Raw genomic sequence first — 24,959 nt, 5'->3', positions numbered from 1 at the left:
GGCAGCGGAGCCTACTGGCCCAGGGGCAGGACATCCGCATCGAAGCAGGTGCGGTCGCCCGTGTGGCAGGCGGCGCCGGTCTGGTCGACCTTGACGAGCAGGGTGTCGCCGTCGCAGTCCAGGGCCACGGACTTGACGTGCTGCACGTGGCCGGAAGTGTCGCCCTTGACCCAGTACTCGTGGCGGCTGCGGCTCCAGTAGGTGCAGCGGCCGGTGGTGAGGGTGCGGTGGAGGGCCTCGTCGTCCATCCAGCCGAGCATGAGGACCTCGCCGGTGTCGTACTGCTGGGCGATGGCGGGGACCAGTCCGTCGGCGCTGCGCTTGAGGCGGGCGGCGATGGCGGGGTCGAGGTCGGTGGTCCCGGGGGCGGGGCGAGTGGTGCCGGTCATGGTGTCCATTCTGCCGCCACGGGCGGGGTGCCGGGGCCGGGCGGTGCGGGTGGTGGCCGGGGGGACGGGTGGGGTGACCGGTGGGGTGACGGCCGGGGCGGCTGGTCATGACCCGATCAGGATCCCGGCGGTCGGGCTGTCAGTGGCGTACGGCATGCTTCGACCATGACCACTCCGCCGCCGAACTCCCCGGAACCGCCCAGCGACAGCGGTGGGTTCGGCCCGCCCCAGGCGTTCGGCCCGCCGGCCGGGCCCCCTGCCCAGCCGCCGGCCCAGCCGCCCGCGCAGCCTTACGGGCAGCCTTTCGGGCAGCAGCCCTACGGTCTGCCGCAGGGCGCCCAGGGGTACGGGCAGCAGCAGGGTTTCGGCCAGCACGGACAGCAGTACGGGCAGCAGTACGGGCAGCAGTTCGCGCCGCCGATGCCGCCGCCTCCCCCGCCGTCGGGGGGCAACGGCGCGAAGGTGGCCGCGATCGTGGTCGCCGCCGTGCTGGTGGCGGGCCTGGTCGTCGGCGGTCTCGTCCTCACCGCCAAGGGCGACCACAAGTCGACCGCGCGGAAGGGCTCGCCGAGCCCGTCGGCGACACCGACCGTGGAGGCCACCGAGCCCGGTGACGACCCGGCCGCGACGCCCTCCGACGCGGACGAGCCGTCGCCCGGTGACCCGCAGCAGGTGCCGTACGTGGTGCTCAAGCCCGGCGAGTGCTTCGACCACCCGAGCCTGAGCAGCGGCATCTCGGTGGTGACCAAGCGGTCGTGCGGCGGCACGCACGACGGCGAGGTGATATCCAACGCGACCCTGTCGGGCTCCTTCGACACCGAGCAGGCGATCCAGGACAAGGCGAAGGGCCTGTGCGAGCCCGCTGCGCAGAAGCGCGTGGGCTCCATATCCGACGGCCGTACCTACTACTCGTACGTGCTGTATCCGGCCAAGCGGACGTACGACCGCGGGCAGGACCAGATCACCTGCAGCATCACGCGCAGCATCACGCCCGGAGGGGCGAAGCTGTCGGAGGCGCTGCCGGACTAGGGGGTTTCCGCCTCCGGCGCCGGGGCCGCGGACGTAGGGTTGCCGTATGTCGACCCATGCGCAGCGCGAACGTCTGCTCCTCGCCGACCTGTTGGAGACCGTGGGCCCCGGCGCCCCGACGCTCTGCGGCGGCTGGCAGGCCCGTGATCTCGCGGCCCACGTCGTCGTGCGGGAGCGGCGCTCCGACGCGGCGGCCGGGCTGCTGATCAAGGCCCTGGCCCCGCGGCTGGAGCGGGTGCAGGCGGAGTTCGCCGCCAAGCCGTACGAGGAGCTGCTCCAGCTCATCCGCACGGGGCCGCCGCGGCTGTCGCCGTACGCCCTCAAGCAGGTCGACGAGGCCGCCAACACCGTCGAGTTCTTCGTGCACACGGAGGACGTGCGGCGTGCCCAGCCGGACTGGACGCCCCGCGAGCTGGACCCGGTGTTCGCGGACGCGCTGTGGGCGCGGCTGGAGCGGGTGGCCCGGATGCTCGGCCGGAAGTCCCCGGTGGGCCTGGTGCTGCGGCGGCCCGACGGTCGTACGGCGGTGGCGCGCCGGGGCGCGCCCGTGGTGACCGTGACGGGTGGGCCCGGAGAGCTGACGCTGTTCGCGTTCGGGCGGCAGACGGCGGCACGGGTGGAGCTGGAGGGCGACGAGAACGCCGTCGCGAAGGCCCGGCAGGCGGAGCTCGGGCTCTAGTACTGCGGCCCCGGCCCCGGAGGGCCGGGGCCGGAGGTCAGCGGACGGGGTGGCCCGCGTCGCGCAGCGTGCGCTTCACTTCGGCGATCTTCAGGTCGCCGAAGTGGAAGACGGAGGCGGCGAGCACGGCGTCGGCGCCCGCGGCCACCGCCGGGGCGAAGTGCTCCAGGCGGCCCGCGCCGCCGCTCGCGATCACCGGCACGGAGACGTGCTCGCGCACCGCGGCGATCATCTCCGTGTCGTAGCCGTCCTTGGTGCCGTCCGCGTCCATGGAGTTCAGGAGGATCTCGCCCGCGCCCAGTTCCGCCGCGCGATGGGCCCACTCGACGGCGTCGATGCCGGTGCCGCGGCGGCCGCCGTGCGTGGTGACCTCGAAGGAGCCGCCCGGGGTGCGCCGGGCGTCGACGGACAGGACGAGCACCTGGCGGCCGAAGCGCTCGGCGATCTCCTGGATGAGCTCGGGCCGGGCGATGGCCGCGGTGTTGACGCCGACCTTGTCGGCGCCGGCGCGCAGCAGCTTGTCGACGTCGCCCGCGGTGCGGACGCCGCCGCCCACGGTCAGCGGGATGAAGACCTGCTCGGCGGTGCGGCGCACCACGTCGTAGGTGGTCTCGCGGTCGCCGGAGGAGGCGGTGATGTCGAGGAACGTCAGCTCGTCGGCGCCCTCCTGGCCATAGATCCTGGCCATTTCGACGGGGTCGCCGGCGTCGCGCAGGTTCTGGAAGTTGACGCCCTTGACGACCCGGCCGTTGTCGACGTCCAGGCAGGGGATGACTCGGACCGCCAGGGTCATGTGCTCGTTGCTCCTCGGTACGCTTCTACTTCTACTTCGACCAGCACGCGCGAGTCGGCGAACCCGGAGACGACCACCAGGGTCGCCACGGGCCGCACGGCGTCGAAGAACTCCTTGTGGGCGCGGCCGACCGCGTCGACGTCCCGCGCGTGGGTCAGGTACATCCGGGTGCGGAGGACGGACTCGGGGCCGAGGCCGAACTCCTCCAGGGCGGCGAGGGCGTTCCCGAAGGCCGCTTTGGCCTGTTCGTACGGATCGCCCTCGCCGTGCAGCACGGAGCCGTTGAACGGCAGGGTTCCGGCCACCAGCACCCGGTCCCCTGCCGCGACAGCGCGCGCACAACCGAACGTCTCTTCCCAGGGACTGTCGCTCTGCACCCGCTGCACGGCTTCGCTCATACGGACACAGCCTCCAGGGCTTCTTCCAGGGTGAACGCCTTGGCGTAGAGGGCCTTGCCCACGATGGCGCCTTCGACACCCTCCGGTACCAGGTTGGCGATCGCCCGCAGATCGTCAAGGGAGGAGACGCCACCGGAGGCGACTACCGGCCGGTCGGTGGCGGCGCAGACGTTCTTCAGCAGCTCCAGGTTGGGGCCCTGGAGGGTGCCGTCCTTGGCGATGTCGGTGACGACGTAGCGGGCGCAGCCCTCGGCGTCCAGGCGGGCGAGGGTCTCGTAGAGGTCGCCGCCGTCGCGGGTCCAGCCGCGGCCGCGGAGGGTGGTGCCCTGGACGTCCAGGCCGACCGCGATGCGGTCGCCGTGCTCGGCGATGGCCTTGGCGACCCACTCGGGGGTCTCCAGGGCGGCGGTGCCGAGGTTGACGCGGGTGCAGCCGGTGGCGAGGGCGGCGGCGAGCGAGGCGTCGTCGCGGATGCCGCCGGACAGCTCGACCTTGATGTCCATGGAGCGGACGACCTCGGCGACCTGGGAGCGGTTGTCCCCGGTGCCGAAGGCGGCGTCGAGGTCCACGAGGTGCAGCCATTCGGCACCGGCGCGCTGCCAGGCGAGGGCGGCGGAGAGCGGGTCGCCGTAGGACGTCTCGGAGCCGGACGCGCCGTGGACGAGCCGGACGGCCTGGCCGTAACGGACGTCGACGGCGGGGAGCAGTTCGAGGCGGTGGGTCATAGGGGGACCTTAAGGTGAGGAAGGGTGCCGGGTCCCGGCGCGGCGGGGGGCGTGGCGCCGGGGCGGCCGGTCACAGCGTGCCGAGCCAGTTGCGGAGCAGGACGGCGCCGGCGTCGCCGGACTTCTCGGGGTGGAACTGGGTGGCGGACAGCGGGCCGTTCTCCACGGCGGCGACGAAGGGCTCGCCGTGGGTGGCCCAGGTGACCTTGGGGGCGCGGATGTTGGGGTTGCCGACCTCCAGGCCCCACTCGCGCACCGCGTAGGAGTGCACGAAGTAGTAGCGGGTGCCGGCGTCGAGGCCCGCGAAGAGCCGGGAGCCCTCGGCGGGGGTGACGGTGTTCCAGCCCATGTGCGGGACGACGGGCGCCTTGAGCGGTTCGACGGTGCCGGGCCACTCGTCGAGGCCCTCGGTCTCGACGCCGTGCTCGATGCCGCGCTCGAAGAGGATCTGCATGCCGACGCAGATGCCCATGACGGGGCGGCCGCCGGAGAGGCGGCGGCCGACGACCCAGTCGCCGCGGGCGGCGCGCAGGCCCTTCATGCAGGCCGCGAAGGCGCCGACGCCGGGGACGAGGAGTCCGTCGGCGTTCATGGCCTTGTCGTAGTCGCCGGTGATCTCGACGTCCGCGCCGACGTGGGCGAGGGCGCGCTCGGCGGAGCGCACGTTGCCGAAGCCGTAGTCGAAGACGACGACCTTCTTGCGGTCGCTCATGCCCAGACCCCCAGGCGCATGATCCCGGCGACGAGGCACATCGCGCTGCCGATGCCGAGCAGGACGAGCACGCCCTTGGGGAAGCCCTGCTTGGCGAAGGAGATGACGCCGCCGAGGAGGAAGAGGCCGACGACGATCAGGATGGTGGACAGGCTGTTCACAGCGCACCCTTCGTGGAGGGAAGGATCCCGGCGGCGCGCGGGTCGCGTTCCGAGGCGTAGCGCAGCGCGCGGGCGAGGGCCTTGAACTGGCACTCGACGATGTGGTGGGCGTTGCGCCCGTACGGGACGTGGACGTGCAGGGCGATCTGCGCCTGTGCGACGAAGGACTCCAGGATGTGCCGGGTCATCGTCGTGTCGTAGGCGCCGATCATGGGCGCCATGTTCTCGGGCTCGGTGTGCACGAGGTAGGGGCGGCCGGAGAGGTCGACGGTGACCTGGGCGAGGGACTCGTCCAGGGGCACGGTGCAGTTGCCGAAGCGGTAGATGCCGACCTTGTCGCCGAGGGCCTGCTTGAAGGCGGCGCCGAGCGCGAGGGCGGTGTCCTCGATGGTGTGGTGGCTGTCGATGTGCAGGTCGCCGTCGGTCTTGACGGTGAGGTCGAAGAGACCGTGGCGCCCGAGCTGGTCGAGCATGTGGTCGTAGAAGCCGACGCCGGTCGACACGTCGACCTGCCCGGTGCCGTCGAGGTCTATCTCGACCAGGACGGACGTCTCCTTGGTGGTGCGCTCGATGCGGCCCACGCGGTTCATTGGTTCTCCTTCAGTACTGCGCGTACCGCGTCGAGGAACGCGTCGTTCTCCGCCGGGGTGCCCGCGGTGACGCGCAGCCGTCCCGGTACGCCGTTGTCCCGGACCAGGACGCCGTGGTCGAGGATGGCCCGCCAGGTGGCGTGGCTGTCCGCGAACCGGCCGAACTGGACGAAGTTGGCGTCGGACTCCGTCACCTCGCAGCCCATCGCGCGCAGCTCGGTGACGATGCGGTCGCGCTCCTGCTTGAGCTGTTCGACGTAGCCGAGGAGCGTGTCCGTGTGCTCCAGGGCCGCGAGGGCGGTGGCCTGGGTGACGGAGGACAGGTGGTAGGGCAGCCGTACGAGCTGCACGGCGTCGACCACGGCGGGGTGCGCGGCCAGGTAGCCCAGCCGCAGCCCGGCGGCGCCGAACGCCTTGGACATGGTGCGGGAGACCACGAGGTTGGCGCGGCCCTCGATGAGCGGCAGCAGCGAGGGGCGGTGGCTGAACTCGCCGTACGCCTCGTCCACGACCACCAGGGACGGCCTGGCGGCCTGGGCGGCCTCGTGGATCCGCAGGACGGTGTCCGCCTCGACGGCCGTGCCGGTGGGGTTGTTCGGGGAGCAGATGAAGACCACGTGGGGCCGGTGCTCGCCGATGGCCTCGACGGCCGCGTCGACGTCGATGGTGAAGTCCTCGCGGCGGGGGCCGGACAGCCAGCCGGTGCCGGTGCCGCGGGAGATCAGGGCGTGCATGGAGTACGAGGGCTCGAAGCCCATCGCGGTGCGGCCCGGTCCGCCGAAGGCCTGCAGCAGCTGCTGGAGGACCTCGTTGGAGCCGTTGGCGGCCCAGACGCCGGCCCCGGTGACCTCGTGGCCCGTGGTGCGGGTGAGGTAGCGGGCGAGCTCGGTGCGGAGCTCGACCGCGTCCCGGTCGGGGTAGCGGTTGAGGTGCCGGGCGGCCTCGGCGACGCGCTCGGCGATGCGGGCGACGAGGGGCTCGGGCAGCGGGTACGGGTTCTCGTTGGTGTTCAGGCGTACGGGCACGTCGAGCTGGGGCGCTCCGTACGGGGACTTGCCGCGCAGCTCGTCCCGGATGGGGAGATCGTCGATGCCGGTCACTTACTTCGGCACCTTCCAATCGAACCTCGCCTTGATTGCGGCGCCGTGTGCGGGCAGGTCCTCCGCCTCGGCGAGGGTGACCACGTGGTGGGCGACCTCGGCGAGGGCGTCGCGGGTGTAGTCCACGACGTGGATACCGCGCAGGAAGGACTGGACCGAGAGACCGGAGGAGTGACAGGCGCAGCCGCCGGTGGGCAGCACGTGGTTGGAGCCCGCGCAGTAGTCGCCGAGGGAGACCGGGGCGTAGGCGCCGACGAAGATCGCTCCGGCGTTGCGGACGCGGGCGGCGACCTCGGCGGCGTTCTCGGTCTGGATCTCCAGGTGTTCGGCGCCGTAGGCGTCCACGACGGCGAGGCCCTGTTCGAGGTCGTCGACGAGCACGATGCCGGACTGGCGGCCGGCGAGGGCGGGGACGATCCGGTCCTCGATGTGCCTGGTGGCGGCGACCTGGGTCTCGAGCTCCTTCTCGACGGCCTTCGCCAGTTCCTCGGAGTCGGTGACGAGCACCGCGGCGGCCAGCGGGTCGTGCTCCGCCTGGCTGATGAGGTCGGCGGCGACGTGCACCGGGTCGGCGGTGCGGTCCGCGAGGATCGCGATCTCGGTGGGGCCCGCCTCGGCGTCGATGCCGATGCGGCCCTTGAGGAACCGCTTGGCGGCGGCGACCCAGATGTTGCCGGGGCCGGTGACCATGTTGACCGGGCGGCACTCCTCGGTGCCGTAGGCGAACATGGCGATGGCCTGTGCCCCGCCGGCGGCGTAGACCTCGTCGACGCCGAGCAGCGCGCAGGCGGCCAGGATCGTGGGGTGGGGCAGGCCGCCGAAGTCGGCCTGCGGCGGGGAGGCGACGGCCATGGAGGCGACACCCGCCTCCTGGGCGGGGACCACGTTCATGACCACGGACGAGGGGTAGACCGAGCGGCCGCCCGGCACATAGAGCCCGACGCGCTCGACGGGGACCCAGCGCTCGGTGACCGTGCCGCCGGGCACGACCTTGACAGTCTTGTCGGTGCGGCGCTGCTCGCGGTGGACGAGGCGGGCGCGGCGGATGGACTCCTCCAGCGCGGCCCGGACGGCCGGGTCCAGGGCCTCCAGCGCGGCGGTGATCGCCTCGGGCGCGACCCGCACCCGGTCGATCGTGACGCCGTCGAACCGCTCCGCGTAGTCGATCAGGGCCGCGGTGCCGCGATGATGCACGTCCTCGCAGATGGGCCGCACCTTCTCCAGGGCGGCCTCGACGTCGAGTTCGGCTCGGGGCAGCAGGTCGCGGTCGATGCCGGCGTCGGAGGCGACGGCACCACGCAGATCGATTCGGGAGATCACAGGGTCAATTGTCTCAGACCCGTCCCGGCACACGGCTCCCTGTACCAACCGGTGATACGCGCCGCGGACCGACAGCACGTTCTCACTATGAGTGTTCAATCGGTCACGTGGCGGGAATGGGGACGGTAGCGCGAGGTATGCGTGACGGGAGGGGGCACGTTCCGTGACCGAGGTACACGAGGGGGGACCGCCCGCCGGGCTGGATCTCACGGCGGCCGAATGGGGGATGTGGCAGGCGTTCCGCAGGGGCGGCACCCACGATCTGCGGGCGGCCGACCCCGATCGGAACGACCCCGGCGGCCCGCACCCCTGGGGCCCGGAGCGCAGCGTGCGCGCCCGGGTCGTCGCCCTGCTCCTGCTGGACGGGCCGCCCGCGCAGCCGGGCCGGGTGTCCGCCCTCAAGCTCAACGGCGCGCGGATCACCGGCACGCTCGACCTGTCGGGCGGGAAGGTCGGTCCCTATGTGGAGCTGCAGAACTGCCGCTTCGACCATCAGGTGCTGCTCCCGGAGAGCCACTTCACCAGTCTGCGGCTGGTCGGCTGCGTCCTCCCCCGGCTGGAGGCGGCCCGGCTGCGGACCGAGGGCGATCTGCACCTGCCGCGCTGTGTCGTGCAGAACGGCATCCGGCTGACCGACGCCCACATAGGGACGGATCTGCTCCTCAACCAGCTGGTGGTCCGGCGGGACCGGCGCGGCCTGTCGATCGCCGCCGACGGGATGACCGTCGGCCAGGACGTGCAGGCGGAGCTGATGCGCTCGTACGGCGAGCTGAGCATGCGCGGCGCGACCATAGGGGTCTCGTTCAGCCTGCGCGGCAGCACCCTCAGCAATCCGTACGGGCGGCGCGCGCTCAACGCCCCGCAGCTCACGGTCGAGCGCACCCTCTATCTGACGTCGGCGGGCTATGCCAGCGCCGCCTTCGCCAGCGGCTTCACTCCCCCGTACGGCATCGCCACCACCCCCGAGCGCGGCACCCGCGTGCAGCGCTTCGAGTGCCAGGGCGGGGCGCGGCTGGACGACGGGCGGTTCGGTGACGCGGTGGACCTCAGCCAGGCCCGCTTCGTCATGGAGGCGGACCAGGAGCTGTCGCTGCGCCGGATCCAGACGCCCGAGCTGCGGTTCCTCGGGGAGTGGGCGCAGCGCGGGCGGGTCGTCCTGTCGGGGGCCCGGGTCGTCAACCTGGTCGACCGCGCGGACAGTTGGCCGGGGCCCGGCGGCCTGGTCATGGCCGGTTTCTCCTACGAGAACCTGATACCCATGGGCCACTTCCCGCTGGAAAGACGGCTGGAGTGGGTGGCGGCCGCGACCCCGGAGTACGCGCCGGAGCCGTACGAGCGGCTGGCGGGCGCCCTGCGCGGGAGCGGCGAGGACGCCGAGGCGCGCGAGGTGCTGCTGGCCAAGCAGCGGCGCCGCCGGGAGACGCTGCCGCTGGCGGGCAAGTCGTGGGGCTACCTCCAGGACTGGATGGTGGCGTACGGCTACCGGCCGGGGCGGGCGGCGGTGTGGATGGCGGTGCTGTGGGCGGCGGCGACGGTCTATTTCTCGCACCACCGGCTGGAGCCGCTGAAGGAACACGAGAGCCCGGCGTGGAATCCGGCCCTCTACTCGCTGGATCTCCTGGTGCCGCTCGTCGACCTGGGCCAGGGCCAGGCGTGGCGCCCCACGGGGGTGACGCAGTGGGTGGTGGCGGCCTTGACAATCCTCGGCTGGATCCTGGCCACCACGGTGGCGGCGGGGGCCACCCGCCTGCTGAGCCGGCAGTAGCCGGCCGGGGGCGGCGGGGGCTGCGCCCGGCATCCCGACTGCGGGCCGTCTGCCGCCTGCGGCGGGAGCGGCCTGCGGCCGCGTCCTCAATCGCCGGACGGGCTGGATTTGCCGGCTGCAGTCTGCAACCTGCAACGGGCTGGTTGTACGGGCTCAGTCCGCAGTCTGCGGGCCGCAGGTCGAAGTGCCACGGTCCATGAAATTCAGCCCGTCCGGCGTTTGAGGACAACGCGGCGAAGCCGTGTTGCGGGCCCGGGGCGCAGCCCCGGCAGGTGCCGCAGACAAAGTGGGGGCTGAGGAAGAACCCGACCAGCCGGCCGCCCAGGCCATTAGGCTTACCGGCTGTGACCACCGCTCGCCTCCCCCTCTTCCCCCTCAACTCGGTGCTGTTCCCCGGCCTCGTGCTCCCGCTGAACGTCTTCGAGCAGCGCTACCGCGCCTTGATGCGCGATCTGTCGGCGCTGCCCGAGGAGGAGCCGCGCCGGTTCGGCGTCGTCGCCATCCGCGACGGCCACGAGGTCGCGCCCACCGCCCCGGGCCTGCCCGAGGGGGCCCGCCCGGAGCCCGGCCCGGCGTCGGGCTTCGGCGCCGACCCGATGCGGGCGTTCCACCTGGTGGGCTGCGCGGCGGAGGCCGCGACGATCCGCGAGCGGGCGAACGGCACGTACGAGGTCCTCTCCTCCGGGACCAGCCGCTTCCGGCTGCTGTCCGTCGACACCTCGGGCCCGTACCTGGTCGGCGAGGTGGAGTATCTGAAGGAGGAGCAGGGCGAGGGTGCGGGCGCGCTGGCGTCCGGGGTGGTCCGGGCGTTCCGCGCGTACCAGAAGCGGCTGGCGGGCGCGACGGAGCGGTCCCTGGCCGGGCAGGCGGATCTGCCCGGGGAGCCGTCCGTGCTGTCCTACCTGGTCGCGGCCACGGCGATGCTGGACACTCCCGCGAAGCAGCGGCTGCTCCAGGCCCCCGACACGGCGAGCAGGCTGGCGGAGGAGCTGAAAATGCTGCGCGCCGAGACCGCGTTGATCAGTAAGCTCCCGTCGCTGCCCGCCGCGGACTTCACGCAGCAGCCGACCAGTCCCAACTGAGCCCGCCCGGGAGGGCACGGTGAAGAGAACGAAGAAGGCGCAGCAGTCCGCCGCCACCCCGGCGGTCGTCGTCCTGGAGAAGGCGGGCACGCCGTTCTCGGTGCACGCGTACGAGCACGATCCGGCCGCCGCCTCGTACGGCGAGGAGGCCGCCGAGGCGCTGGGCGTCGACCCCCGGCAGGTTTTCAAGACGCTGGTGGCGGAGGTGGACGGGGCGCTGACCGTGGCCGTCGTCCCGGTGTCCGGTTCGCTGGACCTCAAGGCGCTGGCGGCTGCGGTGGGCGGCAAGCGGGCGGCGATGGCCGATCCGGCGGCGGCCGAGCGCTCGACGGGGTATGTGCGCGGCGGGATCTCGCCGCTCGGGCAGCGCAGGCGGCTGCCGACGGCGCTGGACGTCTCGGCGCGCGACCACACCACCATCTGCGTCTCGGCGGGGCGCCGCGGCCTGGAGGTCGAGCTGGCCCCCGCGGACCTGGCCGCCCTGACGGACGCGGTCGTCGCCCCGATCGCCCGGGGCTAGGACCGCGGCCGCCGTACGGGCCGTGTCGGCCCGTACGGCGGCCGCGGTCCGCGCCGGTCGCTCCGCCGGTTACTTCTTCGGGCCGAACTCCTTGTCGATCACCGAGACGAAGTCCTCCTTGGCGATCGGCGGGTTCTGCGTGCCGGGGGTGGTCAGCTTCTTGTCGCCGTGCAGCAGCGTCGGCGTGCCGTTGATGCCGTCCTTGCCGAAGAGCTTGCCCATCTCCAGACCCCACTTGGCGTAGGTGCGGTCGGTGACGTTCTTCTCGAAGTCCTTGTTGCCCTTGAGGGCCGGGACCTGCTGCGCGACCTCGATCAGCTTCTTGTCGTCGGCGTAGGCGTCGTCCCGCTCGTCGGGGTGGTTCTGCTTCGAGTAGAGCGCTTCCTTGTACTCGACGAACGCCTCGGGGCTGACGTTCAGCGCGGCACCGAGGGCGCTGACGGCGTTCTTCGAGCCGGTGCCCTTGGCGGGCGAGTCGTCGATGAAGTTGACCATGACGAAGCGGACCTTGTAGCGGCCGTCCTTCACGTCCTTGCGCAGCTGCTCACCGGAGTTCTGCTCGAACATGGCGCACACGGGGCAGCGCACGTCCTCGTAGACGGTGAGGGTCTCCTTGGCCTTCGGGTCGCCGACGACGATCTCGTTGCCGTTCTCGCCGGTGGTGTTGGCGGGCTTGACGAGGTCCTTCTTCGCCACGGCCGCCCACTCGCCCTTGCCGGAGCCGCTGTCGCCCGCCTTGGTCACGGCGAAGCCGATGCCGCCCGCTATCGCGAGGACGACGACGATCGACCCGGCGACGACGAGCTGGCGGCGGGTCTTGTCCTTCTTGGCCTGGCGCTCGCGCTCGATGCGCAGCCGCTCGCGGGCGGCCTGCTTGTTCTGCTGGTTGTTGCGATTGCTCATGATGTCTTCTCCGGTGGTGTACGGGGGTGCGGGGACCGCTGTGCTCGGGCAGTGCGTCAGGCAGCTGCGGAGCAGAGGGGCGGTCCGCGCCGTACCACGGAGTGGACGAGGAGCGGGAGGGTGCGCGGCGGGAGGACGCGGCGCGTGGGCCGCACGGGCGCGGGGCGGGGTCCCACGGCCGCGGTGAGCGCGGCGACGGCGAGCAGCAGCGGCCGGAAGGCGAACGCGGCCACCGCGCGGAGCAGCCGGGCGAGGGCCACCTCGCCGCGCCGCAGCCAGGCCGCGGCCAGCAGGCCGACGGTGATGTGGCAGGCGAGCAGCAGCCAGGGCAGGGCGGCGGAGTCGGTGGCCGGGCCGGGGCCGCCCTGGGCGGCCATCCGGGCCAGCGGGGTGCCGAAGTTGCCGCCGCCGCAGACCAGATCGACGCCGATCGAGCGGAGGGGGCCCGCTATCGGGCCGCCCGCCCGGCCGTAACAGGCGTGCTGGCCGGTGGTGAAGACGGTGTCGGCCGTCAGCTCCAGCGGGATGAGGAGGGCCGCGATCCGTCCGTAGGTCCGCTCGCGGTCGGCCAGCGCGTACGCGATCGCGAAGAACACGGCGGACAGCACGGCGACCGTGGACACGGGCAGCGGGGCCCGGGAGAGCAGGACGTGGGAGGCGGCGGAGAGGGTGACGCAGAGCGCGGTGAAGAGGGCCGCGCGCAGCGCTCTCAATCGAACTCCCGTCCCCTCCATGAGGCCGAATTTTGCCACGCTACGGGCTAAGTGTCGTGTCAAGATTCGGCATCGATGACGGGGACGGGACGCCTGGGGCAGGTGTGTACCGGAGGGGTCGGGCAGCGGGTCAGGACTTGAGCTGCTCGTCGACGGCCTTGGTGAACTGGTCCGGGGTGATCGGGGTGTTCTTGCCGTCCGCGGTCAGCTTCTTGCCGTCGAGCTTGACGGTGGGGGTGCCGGTGATGTCCTTGTGGGTGTCGAAGGCGTCGGAGACCTCCAGCGCCCACTTGTCGAAGGTGCCGTCCTTGACGTTCTTCTCGAACTCGGCGTTGCCCTTGAGCGCGGGGACCTCGTTCGCGATCTTCAGCAGGACGTCGTCCTTGGCGTAGTCGTCCTTCGTCTCCTGCGGGTGGTTGGCCTTGGTGTAGAGGGCCTTGTTGTACGCGCTGAAGGCCTCGGGGCTGACGTTCAGGGCCGCGCCGAGGGCGCTGAGGGCGTTCTTGGAGCCGGTGCCGGGGAGGTTGCGGTCGATGAAGGTCGCGACGTGGTACGAGACCTTGTACTTGCCGTCCTTGACGTCCTTGTCGATCGTCCCGCCGACGTTCTGCTCGAAGACCGAGCAGATCGGGCAGCGCATGTCCTGGAAGAGGTCCAGGGTGTGCTTGGCGTTCTTGTCGCCGATGACGATCTCGGTGCCCTTGTCACCCGCGGTGTTGGCGGGCTTGACGAGGTCCTTCTTCGCGGCGGCCGTCCAGGCCGCGTCGGAGCCGCCGCTCTTGCCCATCTGGCTGACGGCCACGCCGATGCCCGCGGCGACCGCGAGGATGGCGACGACCGAGCCGCCGACGACGAGCTGGCGGCGGGTCCTGTCCTTCTTGGCCTGCCGCTCCCGCTCGGCGCGCAGCCGCTCGCGGGCGGCCTGCTTGTTCTGCTGGCTGTTGCGCTTGCTCATGGTGGTTTCTCCGTACGTGGTGCCGTGTGGTGTGTGCTGCTCAGGCGAGGGCGGGCCTGCGCGGCGGGCCGCGGCGGACGACGGAGTGCGTCAGCCGGGGCGGGGCGGGCGCGCGCACGGGGCGCGCGGGCCGTACGGGCGCGCTGTCGGGCCGTACGGCCGGGGGTGCGGCGGCCGGGGGCAGGGGGCGGAGGGCTGCTGCCGCCGCGGCGGCGAGCAGCCGGACGAACGCGGCCTCGCCGCGGCGCAGCCAGGCGGCGGCCAGCAGGCCCACCGTGAGGTGCGCGGCGAGCAGCAGCCAGCAGGCGGTGCCGGGGTCGGTGAGGGGCCCGAAGGGGCCGTCGAGGCCGCCCCCGCCGCAGAGGGCGGCGAGCGCGCCGGGCACGGGGTGGCCGTCCGCGCCGTAGCAGGTGCGCTGGCCGACGGTGAAGACCGCGTCGGCGGCCAGCTCCAGGGGGACGAGCAGCGCGGCGATGTGCGCGAAGCGGCGCTCGCGGCCCGCGAGCGCGTAGGCGAGGGCGAAGACGGCGGCGGAGGTCGCGGCGACGGTGGTCACGGGCAGCGGCGCGCCGGAGAGCAGCACGTGGGAGCCCGCGGACAGCAGCACGCACAGCGCGGCGAAGAGCGCCGCGCGCCCCCCTCGCCACCATGCCGCCGAAATATCCACGAGTAACGAGTCTGTCATGACCCGCGGTAAACACCGACTAAAGCGGACCGGGCCCCATGGGGGCGCGGGGAACAGCGTGACAAGCCGCACACGACCCGCGGCCGCGTACCGAGCGCGGCCCCCACCCCGGCGGACGCCCCCGGGAATCCGGCCGTACGCCCCCCGAACCGGCGGCGCCGGGCCGCAACCGGGCCCGGCTGTCAGTGGCGCCCGGTAACCTTCGATGCTGCCCTTCCCTCCCGGGCCACGAGGGCCGGGAGGGGCCGCTGTCGCCGACCGTTCGCCGGAGGTCTCTCACCGTGTCAGCCTCGTCCAAGCCGCCGTTCACGCACCTGCACGTCCACACCCAGTACTCCCTGCTGGACGGTGCCGCGCGGCTCAAGGACATGTTCAATGCCTGCAATGAGATGGGCATGACACACATCGCCATGTCCGACCACGGCAACCTGCACGGTGCGTACGACTTCTTCCATCAGGCCAAGAAGGCGGGCGTCACGCCGATCATCGGCATCGAGGCCTATGTCGCGCCGGAGTCCCGGCGCAACAAGCGGCGCATCCAGTGGGGCCAGCCGCACCAGAAGCGCGACGACGTGTCCGGTTCCGGTGGTTATACGCACAAGACGATCTGGGCGGCGAACAGCACCGGTCTGCACAACCTCTTCCGGCTGTCCTCCGACGCCTACGCCGAGGGCTGGCTGACGAAGTGGCCCCGTATGGACAAAGAGACGATCGCCCAGTGGTCCGAGGGCCTGATCGCCTCCACCGGCTGCCCGTCCGGCGAGGTGCAGACCCGGCTGCGGCTCGGCCAGTTCGACGAGGCCCTGCAGGCCGCCAGTGACTACAAGGACATCTTCGGCGAGGGGAAGTACTTCCTGGAGCTGATGGACCACGGCATCGAGATCGAGCGCCGGGTCCGCGACGGCCTGCTGGAGATCGGCAAGAAGGTCGGCATCCCGCCGCTGGTCACCAACGACTCGCACTACACCTACGCGCACGAGGCGACCGCGCACGACGCGCTGCTGTGCATCCAGACCGGCAAGAACCTCTCCGACCCGGACCGCTTCAAGTTCGACGGCACCGGCTACTACCTGAAGTCGACGGACGAGATGTACGCCATCGACTCCTCCGACGCCTGGCAGGAGGGCTGCCGCAACACCCTCCTGGTCGCCGAGCAGGTCGACCCCGCCGGGATGTTCGACAAGCGCGACCTGATGCCGAAGTTCGAGGTCCCCGAGGGCTTCTCCGAGGTCACCTGGTTCCAGGAGGAAGTCAGGCTCGGCATGGCCCGCCGCTTCCCCGGCGGCGTCCCGGACGACCGGCAGAAGCAGGCCGAGTACGAGATGGACGTCATCATCCAGATGGGGTTCCCGGGCTACTTCCTCGTGGTCGCCGACTTCATCATGTGGGCGAAGAAGAACGGCATCGCGGTCGGCCCCGGCCGTGGTTCCGCGGCCGGTTCGATCGTCGCGTACGCCATGGGCATCACCGACCTCGACCCGATCCCGCACGGCCTGATCTTCGAGCGCTTCCTCAACCCCGAGCGCGTCTCGATGCCCGATGTCGACATCGACTTCGACGAGCGCCGGCGCGCCGAGGTGATCCGGTACGTCACCGAGAAGTACGGCGCCGACAAGGTCGCCATGATCGGCACCTACGGCACCATCAAGGCCAAGAACGCGATCAAGGACTCCGCCCGCGTCCTCGGCTATCCGTACGCCATGGGCGACCGCATCACCAAGGCCATGCCCGCCGACGTCCTCGGCAAGGGCATCCCGCTCTCCGGCATCACCGACCCCAAGCACCCGCGCTACAGCGAGGCGGGCGAGGTCCGGGGGATGTACGAGAACGAGCCGGACGTGAAGAAGGTGATCGACACCGCGATGGGCGTCGAGGGCCTGGTGCGGCAGATGGGCGTGCACGCCGCCGGCGTGATCATGTCCAGCGAGACCATCACCGACCACGTCCCCGTCTGGGTCCGGCACTCCGACGGCGTCACCATCACGCAGTGGGACTACCCGAGCTGTGAGTCGCTCGGCCTGCTGAAGATGGACTTCCTGGGCCTGCGCAACCTCACGATCATGGACGACGCCGTCAAGATGGTGAAGGCCAACAAGGGGATCGACATCGATCTCCTGGCCCTGCCGCTCGACGACCCCAAGACCTTCGAACTGCTGCAGCGCGGTGACACCCTCGGTGTCTTCCAGTTCGACGGCGGCCCCATGCGCTCGCTCCTGCGGCTGATGAAGCCCGACAACTTCGAAGACATCTCCGCCGTGTCCGCGCTCTACCGCCCGGGCCCGATGGGCATGAACTCGCACACCAACTACGCGCTGCGCAAGAACAAGCAGCAGGACATCACGCCGATCCACAAGGAGCTGGAGGAGCCTCTCGAAGAGGTCCTCGCGGTCACCTACGGCCTGATCGTCTACCAGGAGCAGGTGCAGAAGGCCGCCCAGATCATCGCCGGGTACTCGCTCGGCGAGGCCGACATCCTCCGCCGCGTGATGGGCAAGAAGAAGCCCGACGAGCTGGCGAAGAACTTCACCATCTTCCAGGGCGGCGCCCGGAAGAACGGCTACAGCGACGAGGCCATCCAGGCCCTGTGGGACGTGCTGGTCCCCTTCGCCGGCTACGCCTTCAACAAGGCCCACTCCGCCGCGTACGGCCTGGTCTCGTACTGGACCGCCTACCTCAAGGCCAACTACCCCGCCGAGTACATGTCCGGGCTGCTCACCTCCGTGCGCGACGACAAGGACAAGTCGGCGATCTACCTCAACGAGTGCCGCCGCATGGGCATCAAGGTGCTCCCGCCGAACGTCAACGAGTCCGAGGCCAACTTCGCGGCGCAGGGCGACGACGTGATCCTCTTCGGCCTCACCGCCGTCCGCAACGTCGGCCAGAACGTGGTGGACTCGATCATCCGCAGCCGCAAGGCCAAGGGGAAGTACGGCTCCTTCCCCGACTTCCTCGACAAGGTCGAGGCCGTCGTCTGCAACAAGCGCACCGTCGAATCGCTGATCAAGGCCGGCGCCTTCGACGAGATGGGCCACACCCGCAAGGGCCTCACCGCGCACTACGAGCCGATGATCGACAACGTGGTGGCGGTCAAGCGCAAGGAGGCGGAGGGGCAGTTCGACCTCTTCGGCGGGATGGGCGACGACACCGCCGACGACGGGCCCGGCTTCGGGCTGGACGTGGAGTTCTCCGACGTCGAGTGGGAGAAGGCGTACCTGCTCGCGCAGGAGCGCGAGATGCTCGGTCTCTATGTGTCCGACCACCCGCTCTTCGGCATCGAGCACGTTCTCAACGACAAGGCCGACGCGGCCATCTCCCAGCTCACCGGCGGTGAGCACGCGGACGGCGCGATCGTCACCATCGGCGGCATCATCTCGGGCCTCCAGCGCAAGATGACCAAGCAGGGCAACGCCTGGGCCATCGCCACCGTGGAGGACCTGGCGGGCTCCATCGACTGCATGTTCTTCCCGGCGACCTACCAGTTGGTGTCCACCCAGCTCGTCGAGGACGCGGTCGTCTTCGTCAAGGGGCGCCTCGACAAGCGCGAGGACATCCCGCGCCTGGTCGCCATGGAGCTGATGGTCCCCGACCTCTCCAACGCGGGCACCAACGCCCCCGTGATCATCACCATCCCCACGGTGAAGGTCACCCCGCCGCTGGTGGAGCGGCTCGGTCAGGTGCTCACCCACCACCGGGGCGCCACCGAGGTGCGGATCAAGCTCCAGGGGCCGCGCAAGACCACCGTGCTCCGGCTGGACCGGCACCGGGTCAACCCCGACCCGGCGCTCTTCGGCGATCTGAAGGTGCTGCTCGGCCCGTCCTGCCTGGCGGGCTGATTCCTCGCCTGACCGACAAATCCCGTCATGCCACCACGTGGGGCGCGCCCGGAACAACAGGGCGCGCCCCACGCGCACTTCAAGGCGCCCACACCGTGCCCGGCACAGGGCCCTCCGCGACCCCGGCGCCCGTCGGTTGCGGGTCGGCCGTGGCCTCAGTTGTGGCCGAAGCGCTTCTGCTTGCCCTTGCGGGCGACGTCTCCGGGCGTCACCTGGGACTGCCGCTGCTCGTCCAGGGACTCGATCGAGGACTTCTGCGCCTGCTGCTGACCGCGCTCTGCCTGGCTGGCATGCTGCTGGCTCCGGTCCTGCTTCTTGTTCTTCGCCATGCTCGTGCCTCCACTCGGGGTGACCCCCCGCCGAACACACTCGCACGCACCGGCGAACCGTGCATTTCGGGTAATTACCGTGCGTGATAGGTGCACTTACCGAGGTGAGCCCGTATCCGCCACGCCGAAGATCCAGTTCGGACTGATAACCCCCGCACGGTCGGGCAGACTCCAGGAAAGCCAAGCGAAGACCAGGGCACGACCGTGCCGGGGGGCGACCGCACTTCTGGACTGACAGAAAGAGGGTGGAACGTGGACCGCTGCGTCGTCCTGGTGGACGCCGGCTATCTGCTGGGCGCCGCCGCGAGCCTGCTGGCCGGGGAGCCCGCACGGTCCCGCATCAGCGTGGACCACACGATCCTGATCCAGGGTCTCCGGGAGCGCGCCGAGGCGGAGACGGAGCAGCCCCTGCTGCGGATCTACTGGTTCGACGGGGCCCCGGACCGGGTGCCGCAGCCCGAGCACCGGAGGCTGCGCGTCATGCCCCGGGTGACCGTCCGGCTCGGCGCCCTGACCCGCAGCGACGGCCGCTGGGCACAGAAGGGCGTGGACGCCGCCATGCACGCGGAGCTCACCGAGCTCGCCCGCAACCGCGCCTGTTCGGACATCGTCCTCGTGACCGGCGACGGCGACCTGCTGCCCGGTCTGATGTCCGCCAAGGAACACGGCGTCGCCGTCCACCTCTGGGCCGTGCAGGCCGCCGACGGCGACTACAACCAGTCCGAGGACCTGGTGGCCGAGGCGGACGAGCGGCGCGTCCTGGACCGTGCCTGGATCACCCGGGCGGTGCGGGCCAAGGAGCTCACGGGTGCCTGCGCGCCGACCCCCGCGCCCCGCCCCGAGATCGCCGCGATCCTCTCCGCGCCGCTCCCGGAGTCCGCCGCCGCGGCGGCCGCGGCGGCGGCGAGCCACCCGGCGGACCCGCGGCCCGCCGAGCGCAACGGCTCCCGGCCCGTTCCCACCGCCGCGCCGTGCACCACCGGCGAGCGCGGCCAGGTGAACGGCGAGCCCCCCGCGTCCCGCGGCGTGCCCACCCCGAAGGACCTCGCGGGCCTCGCCCGCGGCGGCCTGGCCGGCCAGGACCGGGGCGCCGACCGGTCCGGGCCTGCCGCCTCCGGCGCGGCCCAGCCCGGCCAGGGGACGCCATCCGGCCTCGCCGCGGGAGCGACCCTGCGCTGGTCCTCCGACAAGGGCTGGGTGGACCGGGGCGCGGCCGGGATCGGCGAACCGCCCGAAACCGCCGCGCTGCCGATGCTCGCCCAGCTCACCAGCGCCGAGCAGCGCTGGGCCGACCGCGAGGAGGACATCACCACGGTCGGCGGCGACCCCTTCGAGGTGGGCCAGGTCTTCGCCCGCCGCTGGACCGAGCGCCTCACGGACGCGGTCCACCTCCAGCAGCTGTCCACCGAGTACCCGCGGATCCCGCACCGCATCGACGGCGAGCTGCTGCGGTACGCGGCGCGGTTCGGGCTCCTGGCGCACAAGGACGACCAGATCGACGAGCACGACCGCTATGCGATCCGCGCCGGGTTCTGGCGGGAGATCGACGCGCGGACGGCGGCGGAGCACGCCCCCGCGGGCGACTGAGGGGGCGCCGGGGCGGGGGACGGCGCTCCGGGCGGTCGGGCGCCCCAAGCGCGAGCCCGTGCGGCCAACCGCGTACCCTCATAGCTCGTGAGGACGGGTGTGGAACAGGCGGCGGGCGGCGCGGTGTGCACCGTGCGCGGCCTGGTGAAGACCTACCCCGCCGCGCGCGGCCGCCGCGGCGCGCCCGGTACGGCGGCCGTGCGGGCCAGCGACGGCATCGACCTCGACGTCCTGCGCGGGGAGATCTTCGGGCTGCTCGGCCCCAACGGCGCCGGGAAGTCCACGCTGGTGCGCCAGCTCACCGGGCTGCTCCGCCCCGACGAGGGCAGCGTCGAGCTCCTCGGCCACGACCTGGTGCGGCACCCCGAGCGCGCCTCCCGGCTCATCGGCTACCTCGGCCAGGAGTCGTCGGCGCTGGACGAGCTGACGGTCTCGCTCGCCGCCGAGACCACCGGCCGGCTGCGCGGCCTCGGGCTGCGCGAGGCGCGTGCCGAGCGCGACGCCGTCATCGAGGAGCTCGGGCTCGGCCCCATCGCCGGGCGGCCGTTGAAGAAGCTGTCCGGCGGGCAGCGCAGGCTGGCCTGCTTCGCCGCGGTGCTGGTCGGCGACCGTCCGGTGCTCGTCCTGGACGAGCCCACCACCGGCATGGACCCCGTGGCCCGCCGGGCCGTGTGGGCCGCCGTGGACCGCCGCCGCGCCGAACGCGGCGCGACCGTCCTGCTCGTGACGCACAACGTGATCGAGGCGGAGACCGTCCTCGACCGGGTGGCGGTGCTGGAGCGGGGGCGGATCATCGCCTGCGACACGCCCACCGGGCTCAAGGAACTCGTGGGGGACGAGGTGCGCGTGGAGCTCGTGTGGCGCGCCGAGCCCCCGCTGCACGTCCCCGAGGTGGCCGCGCTGCGCGGTGCGGCCACGGCCACGGGCCGCCGTTGGTCGCTGCGGCTCGCCCCCGCCGAGGCGCGCGCGGCGGTCGCCGCGGTGACCGGCGGCCCCGCCTTCGCCGCGCTGGACGACTTCACCCTCGCCACGCCGAGCCTGGAGGATGTCTATCTGGCGCTCGGCGGCCGCGCGGAGGGGCTGGTGAAGGCATGAGCGCCCGCACCGCCCGTGCGGCCCGGCGCCTGCCCGTACCGAAGAGGAGCATCGCGGCGTGACTGCTGTATCCGCAGAGGCGGCACCCGGACAGGCCCGGACCGGCGGGCTGGTCCGGCCGCGGTCGGACGACAAGCCGGACGACAAGGGGGCCGCGCCGCTCGCGCCGAGGGCGCGGCTGCTGCCGTCGCTGGCCGCGGTCTACCGGGCGCAGCTGTCGCGGGCCCGGGTGGCGCGGATCCCGCTGCTGTTCGTGGCGACGTTCCAGTCCGTCGGCATCATGATCATGATGCGGGGGGTGGTGGACGGGGGCGCCGAGGCGCGGTCCGTGGTGGCCGGGTCCAGTGTGCTGGTCGTCGCGTTCGTGGCGCTGAACCTGCTCGCCCAGTACTTCGGGCAGCTGCGGGCGAGCGGCGGGCTCGACCACTACGCGACGCTGCCGGTGCCGCCCGCCGCGGTGGTGCTGGGGGCGGCGGCCGCGTACGCGTCGTTCACCGTGCCCGGTACGGCCGTGACGGCCGTGGTGGGGAGCGTGCTGTTCAAGCTGCCGCTGGGGCATCTGTGGATCCTCGCCGCCGTGGTGCCGCTGTCCGGGGCGGCGCTCTCCGGGCTGGGCGCGGCGCTGGGGCTGCTCGCGCCCCGGCAGGAACTGGCGACGCTGTGCGGGCAGTTGGGCATGTCGGCGGCGCTGCTGCTGGGGGTGCTGCCGACGACGCACATGCCCACCCTGATCGTCTGGGCGCGGGATCTGCTGCCGTCCACGTACGGGGTGGAGGCGCTGGCGCGGACCTTCGACGCGCGGCCCGACTGGCCGGCGGTCGCCGCCGACCTGGGCGTGTGCGCGGCGGTGGGCGTGGTGTCGCTGGCGGCCGCGACGTGGGCGTACCGCAGGGCGGCCGTCCGATGACGCGCCGCGACGACCGTCCTGCGGCCGAGGGCACGCCGTCCACCTGGCACGATGGCGGTGTGACCGCACCCCTGACGCCGGACGCCCCGCCCCCGCCCGAGCCCGCCGGCGAGCCGGATCCCGGGCTGAGAGCCGAGCTGCGGCAGGCGGCGGTCGTCGCCGCCGCGGTGACGGTGTCCGGGGTGCTGCTGGGGCTGCTGTGGCTGTGGCTGGCGCCGCGGGTGCCGCTGGTCTCGGACGGCAGGGCCGTCTACCTGAAGAATTCCGAGGGCGAGCAGGCGATCGGCGCGGACGGCACGTTCGCGCTGCTCGGGCTGGGCTTCGGCGCGGTGAGCTCGGCGGTGGTCTTCTGGTTCCGCCGCCGCGGCGGCATCCCGCTGGTGGCGGGGCTGGCGCTGGGCTCGCTGCTCGCGACGCTGGTCGGCTGGCGGCTGGGGGCCTGGCTCGGTCCGAGCTCCGACGTCGTGGCGTCCGCGAAGGCGGTGGGCAAGGGCGTGGTCTTCGACGCGCCGCTGAAGCTGGCGGCGAAGGGCGTCCTGCTGGCCTGGCCCCTCGCCGCGATGGCGGTGCACCTCTGTCTCACGGCGGCGTTCGGGCCCCGCGACCCGGAGCCCGAGCCGCACTGGCCGACCCCGGAGGGATAGCGGGGGTGTCCCCGGCCCCGCTCGGTGACACCGCCGCAGCGGCGGGGGCCGGGGAAGGCGGGACCGCTACGCGGGCCGGCGGCCGTGGTTGGCGCGGTTCTTCTTGAGGCGCCAGCGGCGCTTGCGGGTGCGCTTCGACATGAGCCCTCCCTCCGCGGGGCGGTCCGGACGGTGCCCCGCACCATGGTCGTAGCGGACCGGGCGCCAACAGTCCAGAGCCCCAGCAAGCGGACGAAGCGTCAGCTTTCGTCCGCACCTCCCGTTACCCGGAGGTAAGGTGATGGCCCGTGACCGATAACGACCGGATATCGCGCCGCACCGCCGTCACGGCCGTCGCCGCCACCGCCGCCCTGCTCCCCTTCGCCACGGGCCCCTCCGCACGGGCCGCGGGCAGCGGCCCCGCCTTCCTGCACGGCGTCGCCTCGGGCGACCCGCTCCCCGACGGCATCTTGCTGTGGACGCGTGTCTCGCCCACACCGGACGCCGTCCCCGGCTCCGGCCTCGGGCCCGCCGTCGAGGTCGGCTGGGAGGTCGCCGAGGACGAGTCGTTCGGCAGGGTCGTCGCCCGGGGCACCGTCACGGCGACGGCCGACAACGACCACACCGTCAAGGCCGATGTGCGCGGCCTGCGTCCGGCCACCGCGTACTGGTTCCGCTTCCACGCGGACGGCGTGCGCTCCCCCGCCGCCCGTACGCGTACGGCCCCCGGCCGGGACGAGGCCGCCCCGGGCATCCGCTTCGGCGTGGTGTCCTGCGCGAACTGGGAGTCGGGGTACTTCTCGGCATACCGCCACCTCGCCGCCCGCCGCGACCTGGACGCGGTGCTGCACCTCGGTGACTACATCTACGAGTACGGGTCCGGCGAGTATCCGGCCGCGAAGTACGTCGTGCGTCCGCACAGGCCGGCGCACGAGATCGTCACACTCGCCGACTACCGCACCCGCCACGGCCACTACAAGACCGACGCCGACCTCCAGGCGCTGCACCACGCGCACCCGGTCGTCGCCATCTGGGACGACCACGAGTTCGCCGACGACGCCTGGTCGGGCGGCGCCGTGAACCACACCCCGGGCGCGGAGGGCGACTGGTCGGAGCGGATGACCGCCGCGAAGCGGGCGTACTTCGAGTGGATGCCCGTACGGCCCTCGGTCGAGGGCACCACCTACCGCAGGCTGCGCTTCGGCAAGCTCGCCGATCTGCACCTGCTGGACCTGCGGTCGTTCCGCTCGCAGCAGGTACGGAAGGGCAGCGGCAAGGTCGACGACCCGGAGCGCACGATCACCGGCCGCGCCCAGCTCGACTGGCTCAAGGCGGGGCTGGCGTCCTCCGACACCACGTGGCGGCTCATCGGCAACCCCGTGATGATGTCCCCGGTCGCCTTCGGGGCCCTGCCGGCCCATCTCATGGAGCCGCTCGCCAAACTGCTGGGCCTGCCCACGGGCGGCATCGCCGTCAACACCGACCAGTGGGACGGCTACACGGACGACCGGCGGGAGCTGCTGGCGCACCTCTCCGACCGCGCCGTCCGCAACACCGTCTTCCTGACCGGTGACATCCACATGGCGTGGGCCAACGATGTGCCCAAGCAGGCGGCGACGTATCCCCTCTCCCCGTCCCTGGCCACCGAGTTCGTGGTGACCTCGGTGACCGCCGACAACTTCGACGAGACGCTGCACGTGCTGCCGCACACGGTGTCCCTCCCCGCGGCGACAGCGCTCAAGGCCGCCAACCGGCATGTGAAGTGGGTGGACATGGACTCCCACGGCTACGGCGTCCTGGACGTCACCCCCGAGCGGGCCCAGATGGACTACTACGTCCTCTCCGACAAGCGCGACCCGAAGTCGGCGTCGTCGTGGGCACGTTCGTACCGGACGCTGTCCGGCAGCCAGCGGGTGGAACGGGTGAAGGCACCGGTTCGCTGACGCCCGGTCCTCAATCGCCGGACGGGCTGGCCCCAACGACGTCGGGTTCCAAGCCACAAAAGCCGTGGTCACGACGCACCGGCACGGCCCTGCGCCAGCAACATGCGCGACTGCCGACTGGTG

General features: G+C 72.2%; 25 protein-coding genes. 11 read left to right on the top strand and 14 right to left on the bottom strand.

Annotated elements, in window-relative coordinates; all coding sequences use genetic code 11:
- Positions 1–11: 11 nt before the first annotated feature.
- Complete coding sequence (hisI, locus tag ACWD4A_RS02880; RefSeq protein ID WP_451188549.1) at positions 12–389, bottom strand: phosphoribosyl-AMP cyclohydrolase; 378 nt, start codon at positions 387–389, stop codon at positions 12–14.
- A 165-nt stretch (positions 390–554) separates the two neighbouring features.
- Here hisI and ACWD4A_RS02875 point away from each other — a divergent pair, with 165 nt between their 5' ends.
- Both ACWD4A_RS02875 and ACWD4A_RS02870 read left to right on the top strand, forming a co-directional pair.
- The gene (locus ACWD4A_RS02875; protein ID WP_451188546.1) at positions 555–1,418 is read left to right on the top strand and encodes a hypothetical protein; all 864 of its coding nucleotides are present in this window, start codon (positions 555–557) and stop codon (positions 1,416–1,418) included.
- Between the two features lie 46 nt (positions 1,419–1,464).
- The gene (locus tag ACWD4A_RS02870) at positions 1,465–2,097 is read left to right on the top strand and encodes a TIGR03085 family metal-binding protein (protein ID WP_451188543.1); all 633 of its coding nucleotides are present in this window, start codon (positions 1,465–1,467) and stop codon (positions 2,095–2,097) included.
- 37 nt (positions 2,098–2,134) lie between these two features.
- Here the strand turns inward: ACWD4A_RS02870 and hisF are convergent, their stop codons facing one another.
- From hisF to hisD, 8 genes are all read right to left on the bottom strand, one after another.
- Entirely contained in the window at positions 2,135–2,890 is a 756-nt protein-coding gene (gene hisF / locus ACWD4A_RS02865; RefSeq protein WP_451188540.1) for an imidazole glycerol phosphate synthase subunit HisF, read from the bottom strand.
- The gene (locus ACWD4A_RS02860) at positions 2,887–3,288 is read right to left on the bottom strand and encodes a RidA family protein (RefSeq protein WP_451188538.1); all 402 of its coding nucleotides are present in this window, start codon (positions 3,286–3,288) and stop codon (positions 2,887–2,889) included. The genes hisF and ACWD4A_RS02860 overlap by 4 nt, the downstream gene beginning before the upstream one ends.
- Positions 3,285–4,013, bottom strand: a complete 729-nt coding sequence (priA, locus tag ACWD4A_RS02855) for a bifunctional 1-(5-phosphoribosyl)-5-((5-phosphoribosylamino)methylideneamino)imidazole-4-carboxamide isomerase/phosphoribosylanthranilate isomerase PriA (RefSeq protein ID WP_451188536.1) — start codon at positions 4,011–4,013, stop codon at positions 3,285–3,287. The genes ACWD4A_RS02860 and priA overlap by 4 nt, the downstream gene beginning before the upstream one ends.
- Positions 4,014–4,083: 70 nt before the next feature.
- Positions 4,084–4,725: an imidazole glycerol phosphate synthase subunit HisH gene (hisH, locus tag ACWD4A_RS02850; protein WP_451188534.1), complete on the bottom strand. Its 642-nt coding sequence runs from the start codon at positions 4,723–4,725 to the stop codon at positions 4,084–4,086.
- A complete protein-coding gene (locus tag ACWD4A_RS02845; RefSeq protein ID WP_451188532.1) occupies positions 4,722–4,886 on the bottom strand; it encodes a hypothetical protein in 165 nt (54 codons plus the stop codon). The genes hisH and ACWD4A_RS02845 overlap by 4 nt, the downstream gene beginning before the upstream one ends.
- The gene (gene hisB / locus ACWD4A_RS02840) at positions 4,883–5,476 is read right to left on the bottom strand and encodes an imidazoleglycerol-phosphate dehydratase HisB (protein ID WP_451188528.1); all 594 of its coding nucleotides are present in this window, start codon (positions 5,474–5,476) and stop codon (positions 4,883–4,885) included. Before hisB ends, ACWD4A_RS02845 begins: the two co-directional genes overlap by 4 nt.
- Positions 5,473–6,576, bottom strand: a complete 1,104-nt coding sequence (locus ACWD4A_RS02835) for a histidinol-phosphate transaminase (RefSeq protein ID WP_451188525.1) — start codon at positions 6,574–6,576, stop codon at positions 5,473–5,475. The genes hisB and ACWD4A_RS02835 overlap by 4 nt, the downstream gene beginning before the upstream one ends.
- A complete protein-coding gene (hisD, locus tag ACWD4A_RS02830) occupies positions 6,577–7,896 on the bottom strand; it encodes a histidinol dehydrogenase (protein ID WP_451188522.1) in 1,320 nt (439 codons plus the stop codon). It lies immediately after the preceding gene.
- A 163-nt stretch (positions 7,897–8,059) separates the two neighbouring features.
- On the opposite strand from hisD, the gene ACWD4A_RS02825 reads away from it, so the two are divergent.
- From ACWD4A_RS02825 to ybaK, 3 genes are all read left to right on the top strand, one after another.
- Entirely contained in the window at positions 8,060–9,661 is a 1,602-nt protein-coding gene (locus tag ACWD4A_RS02825; RefSeq protein WP_451188519.1) for an oxidoreductase, read from the top strand.
- Between the two features lie 344 nt (positions 9,662–10,005).
- Positions 10,006–10,743: an LON peptidase substrate-binding domain-containing protein gene (locus ACWD4A_RS02820; RefSeq protein ID WP_451188517.1), complete on the top strand. Its 738-nt coding sequence runs from the start codon at positions 10,006–10,008 to the stop codon at positions 10,741–10,743.
- A gap of 19 nt (positions 10,744–10,762) precedes the next feature.
- Entirely contained in the window at positions 10,763–11,263 is a 501-nt protein-coding gene (gene ybaK, locus ACWD4A_RS02815) for a Cys-tRNA(Pro) deacylase (RefSeq protein ID WP_451188514.1), read from the top strand.
- 69 nt (positions 11,264–11,332) lie between these two features.
- On the opposite strand, the gene ACWD4A_RS02810 is transcribed toward ybaK, so the two are convergent.
- From ACWD4A_RS02810 to ACWD4A_RS02795, 4 genes are all read right to left on the bottom strand, one after another.
- Positions 11,333–12,166, bottom strand: coding sequence for a thioredoxin domain-containing protein (locus tag ACWD4A_RS02810; protein ID WP_451188511.1), 834 nt, complete (start codon positions 12,164–12,166; stop codon positions 11,333–11,335).
- 56 nt (positions 12,167–12,222) lie between these two features.
- Entirely contained in the window at positions 12,223–12,900 is a 678-nt protein-coding gene (locus tag ACWD4A_RS02805; RefSeq protein ID WP_451188508.1) for a hypothetical protein, read from the bottom strand.
- Between the two features lie 109 nt (positions 12,901–13,009).
- Entirely contained in the window at positions 13,010–13,834 is an 825-nt protein-coding gene (locus ACWD4A_RS02800; protein ID WP_451188505.1) for a thioredoxin domain-containing protein, read from the bottom strand.
- Positions 13,835–13,874: 40 nt separating this feature from the next.
- The gene (locus tag ACWD4A_RS02795) at positions 13,875–14,519 is read right to left on the bottom strand and encodes a hypothetical protein (RefSeq protein ID WP_451188502.1); all 645 of its coding nucleotides are present in this window, start codon (positions 14,517–14,519) and stop codon (positions 13,875–13,877) included.
- Positions 14,520–14,800: 281 nt separating this feature from the next.
- On the opposite strand from ACWD4A_RS02795, the gene dnaE reads away from it, so the two are divergent.
- Positions 14,801–18,352, top strand: coding sequence for a DNA polymerase III subunit alpha (gene dnaE / locus ACWD4A_RS02790; protein ID WP_451188499.1), 3,552 nt, complete (start codon positions 14,801–14,803; stop codon positions 18,350–18,352).
- 155 nt (positions 18,353–18,507) lie between these two features.
- Here the strand turns inward: dnaE and ACWD4A_RS02785 are convergent, their stop codons facing one another.
- Positions 18,508–18,681 carry a hypothetical protein gene (locus tag ACWD4A_RS02785; protein WP_451188497.1) on the bottom strand — a complete coding sequence of 58 codons (174 nt, stop codon included), beginning with the start codon at positions 18,679–18,681 and terminating at the stop codon, positions 18,508–18,510.
- Between the two features lie 252 nt (positions 18,682–18,933).
- On the opposite strand from ACWD4A_RS02785, the gene ACWD4A_RS02780 reads away from it, so the two are divergent.
- The 5 genes from ACWD4A_RS02780 (at position 18,934) to ACWD4A_RS02760 (ending at position 24,836) form a co-directional block, all read left to right on the top strand.
- Positions 18,934–20,268, top strand: a complete 1,335-nt coding sequence (locus ACWD4A_RS02780; protein WP_451188494.1) for an NYN domain-containing protein — start codon at positions 18,934–18,936, stop codon at positions 20,266–20,268.
- A gap of 123 nt (positions 20,269–20,391) precedes the next feature.
- Positions 20,392–21,363 (top strand): ABC transporter ATP-binding protein, encoded by a 972-nt coding sequence (locus ACWD4A_RS02775; RefSeq protein WP_451188922.1) that lies wholly within the window; start codon positions 20,392–20,394, stop codon positions 21,361–21,363.
- 58 nt (positions 21,364–21,421) lie between these two features.
- The gene (locus ACWD4A_RS02770) at positions 21,422–22,270 is read left to right on the top strand and encodes an ABC transporter permease (RefSeq protein ID WP_451188491.1); all 849 of its coding nucleotides are present in this window, start codon (positions 21,422–21,424) and stop codon (positions 22,268–22,270) included.
- Positions 22,271–22,329: 59 nt separating this feature from the next.
- On the top strand, positions 22,330–22,914 hold the full coding sequence (locus ACWD4A_RS02765; RefSeq protein WP_451188488.1) for an ABC transporter permease: 585 nt from the start codon (positions 22,330–22,332) through the stop codon (positions 22,912–22,914).
- A gap of 287 nt (positions 22,915–23,201) precedes the next feature.
- Entirely contained in the window at positions 23,202–24,836 is a 1,635-nt protein-coding gene (locus ACWD4A_RS02760; protein ID WP_451188485.1) for an alkaline phosphatase D family protein, read from the top strand.
- The last annotated feature ends 123 nt before the right edge of the window (positions 24,837–24,959 follow it).

Source organism: Streptomyces sp. NPDC002537, from assembly GCF_053594975.1.
Note: the sequence above shows the minus strand (reverse complement) of the source record. Positions and strands in the feature narration are given on the sequence as shown.